The following is a 2971-nucleotide window of genomic DNA, read 5'->3' on the forward strand; positions in this document are numbered from 1 at the left end:
GCCTTGAGCAGGCGGCAATCGGTCAAGGAGGCGGTCGGCGCGGACTATCCGCGGCGGTTGCATGCCTTTCTGCAGGCAAAGGGATCCTATTTATCCGGGATCATCAGGCGGCAGGCCACTGAAACTCCGCAAGCCCGATCCGCCTGAACGGGTCGATGACCGTTCCGGCGACCATGGCGGCGAGGAATTGCGGCCCCGGCGGGATACACGCCAGCGCCGCCACCATGCGGTCGCGGACAAAGGGCAAAGCTGCGGAGTCCGACTGGTAGAACGGCGTCAGCGACAGTGACAATGCCTGGAACACGCGCACATGCCAACGGCGTGCGCTGGCATAAGTCGCCAGCGCGTCGTCGAGGCTGTCCGCCCGCGCAAGCGCATGGCTGAGCGCGGCGGCGTCGAGCAGCGCCATGTTCGCGCCTTGCCCGAGTTGCGGGCTGGTCGAATGCGCGGCGTCGCCGATAACCGCAAGCCGCCGGCCTGCCGGCAGTCTCATCGTGTGATGGCCGTAACGGGCGAGCGAGAGCTGCTCGAAACTGTCGATCTGGCTGGTGAAAACCTCGCATTCCGGCCAGACGGAAATCACTCTCGCCTTCCATGCTTCGAGCCCCTCGGCCTTCACTCGTTCGGCGTCGGCCGGCTTGAGGCTCCAGAAGAAGGCCGCCATGTCTTGCGCGCCAGGCTCCGGCCGGCCGATCGGCAGCACGCCGACCATGATGCTTGCCTTGTCGTAGCGCTGCAGCAGCGCGCTTCTGTCAAAGCCGCCCCGCCAGCCGAGCGACGCCCAGAACGCGCCATAGGCGAGCGGTCGCGGCATGGCGGCATCGCCGAGATAGTGCCGCAGTTTCGAGCGCGCGCCGCTGGCATCGACAATGAGGTCGAACGGCCCGAGCCGCTTGCCGTTGGCGCAGACCAGCGTCGCGCGCTCGGTCGTCTCCGGTGTCTCGACCTCGACATTGGTCTCGATGGCGATCGCTTCGCGCAAGGCGGCGCGATGGAGCACGCCGAACAGCGCCGCCCGATGCACCGCGAGGCCGAAGCGACGGCCGCGCCGCGCGTCGTAGCGGACTTCGAGCACCGTGCGCCCGGTCTGGGCGTCGGTGCCGTGCAGCCGCTCGATACGGCTGCCGAGCGAAAGAATGTCATCGAGCAGGCCGAGATCGGCGAGGACTGTCAGCCCGGTCGGCTGCAGGATGAGGCCGGAGCCGACAGGCTTCGGCGCGTCGAAGCGCTCGAAGATGGTGACCTTGTGCCCCGCCCGCGTGAGATAGAGCGCCGCGGCCAATCCGGCCGGCCCGGCGCCGGCAATCGCGATGTCGTAGGATCTGCTCATTGCCCGCCCAAGCCAAGCCGGCCGGACAATCTCCCAACACATCAGTCAAATCAAGCTGGCGCTTTGACGCCTGTCAGGCTTCAGCCGCGTCGAAAGCGGCACGTGCCTCGCGCACGGCGTCATGGTTGAGCTCGGCCCACTGGACCAGCATCTGCAGGGGCGCAAACATCGAGCGCCCGAGATCGGTCAGGCTGTATTCGACGCTCGGCGGCTTGGTCGGGAAAACTTCACGGTGCACATAGCCGTCGCGCTGCAGGTCGTAGAGCGTTTGCGTCAGCATGCGTTGCGAAATGTCGGGAACCAGCCGGCGCAGCTCACCGAAGCGGTAGGGCCTCTCTGCCAGCGCCATGACCAGCAGCGAGCTCCATTTGCCGCTGATGCCCTGGATCACGTCGCGGACCGGACAGTCGGCGAAATTGCCGCCGTTGGTCATCGCCTTATAGACCTCGAGCTTGGCTTTCAGATTGAAGATCTTGCTGTCCATTGCGATATCCGCCGATCGAAACTGAAGCATGTCTCCCGAAAGCGGGAACCGGGTTTCGGGTTAAGAACATGCGTAAGATCAAAACCTAGAGCGCGTGGAGCAAATCTGAAAGATCGCGACGCGCTTTAGGCCGGCAATGGTGGTTCCCTCGCCGTGCCTACCTCCCGAAAAACTGCCTTCTTTACGGCCCGAGGTCAATTCCTATTTTAGTGCTGGTCTCTTTTTGAGACTACCACTTGATCCGCCTTCGACGCAATTTTTCAGGACCCTCCCCATGACCGAAACCCTTCTCGTCACCGGCGCTTCCGGCCAGCTCGGCCGAGCCGTCATCAATCACTTGCTGGAGGCGCAGAAAATTGCGCCCTCGAGCATCATCGCCGCCACCCGCAACCCCGAGAACCTCGCCGACCTTGCAGCGCGCGGCATCGCCGTCAGGGCCGCCGACTTCAACGACAGCGCCTCGCTGGAGAAGGCGTTCGCTGGCGCCGACCGGGTGCTGATCATCTCGACTGGCGACCTCGATCTGAAGACTGGCCGCCGCCTGAAGCAGCATGAGACGGCCGTGGCCGCGGCCAAGGCGGCAGGCGTTTCGCATCTGCTCTACACCTCGATGCCCAATCCCGAGCCGGGCTCGCCCGTGCTCTTTGCCGGCGATCACTACGGCACCGAGCAGGCGATCAAGGCGAGCGGCATCTCCTACACCATCTTCCGCAACGGCTGGTATCAGGAGAACCTGTTCATGTCGCTGCCGCACGCCATTTCGTCGGGCAAGTGGTACACATCGGCCGCCGAAGGGCGCATCGCGCATGGCGCGCGCGACGATATGGCGGCCGCCATTGCCGCCGGCCTCGCATCCGGCTCCAAGGAAAGCCACATCTACACGCTGACCGGCCCTCAGGCCTATACGGTGGGCGAGATCGCCGCTCTGGTAAGCGAGGTGACCGGCAAGCCGCTGGAAGTCATCCAACTGCCGGACGAGGCGCTTACCGAAGGGGTGAAAGCAGCCGGCGTTCCAGAGGATTTCGCCCGCATCATCGTCTCCTTCGACGCCAACACCCGCGCCGGACGCATTGCGGAGGTGACCGATGCCGTCGAAAAACTCTCGGGCCGCACGCCCCGGACGCTGAAGCAGTTCCTAGAAGCGAACAAGGCTACCC

The 2971-nt window shown here is 64.8% G+C and carries 3 protein-coding genes; 1 reads left to right on the plus strand and 2 read right to left on the minus strand.

What is annotated here, in order from left to right; genetic code table 11:
• Positions 1-103 precede the first annotated feature (103 nt).
• Together EOA27_RS29835 and EOA27_RS29840 are read right to left on the minus strand one after the other, a co-directional pair.
• Entirely contained in the window at positions 104-1330 is a 1227-nt protein-coding gene (locus tag EOA27_RS29835) for an NAD(P)/FAD-dependent oxidoreductase (protein WP_189343102.1), read from the minus strand.
• Positions 1331-1403: 73 nt separating this feature from the next.
• The gene (locus EOA27_RS29840) at positions 1404-1814 is read right to left on the minus strand and encodes a helix-turn-helix domain-containing protein (protein ID WP_126082076.1); all 411 of its coding nucleotides are present in this window, start codon (positions 1812-1814) and stop codon (positions 1404-1406) included.
• A 274-nt stretch (positions 1815-2088) separates the two neighbouring features.
• Here EOA27_RS29840 and EOA27_RS29845 point away from each other — a divergent pair.
• On the plus strand, positions 2089-2971 hold an 883-nt coding region (locus EOA27_RS29845; protein ID WP_145970616.1), incomplete at its 3' end, for an SDR family oxidoreductase.

It is taken from the genome of Mesorhizobium sp. M2A.F.Ca.ET.037.01.1.1 (assembly GCF_003998075.1).
GTDB lineage: Bacteria > Pseudomonadota > Alphaproteobacteria > Rhizobiales > Rhizobiaceae > Mesorhizobium.

What these genes read in the sequence shown, in the direction of transcription:
- EOA27_RS29835 (WP_189343102.1), bottom strand. Translation starts at nt 1,330, where the DNA reads ATGAGCAGATCCTACGACATCGCGATTGCCGGCGCCGGGCCGGCCGGA.
- EOA27_RS29840 (WP_126082076.1), bottom strand. Translation starts at nt 1,814, where the DNA reads ATGGACAGCAAGATCTTCAATCTGAAAGCCAAGCTCGAGGTCTATAAG.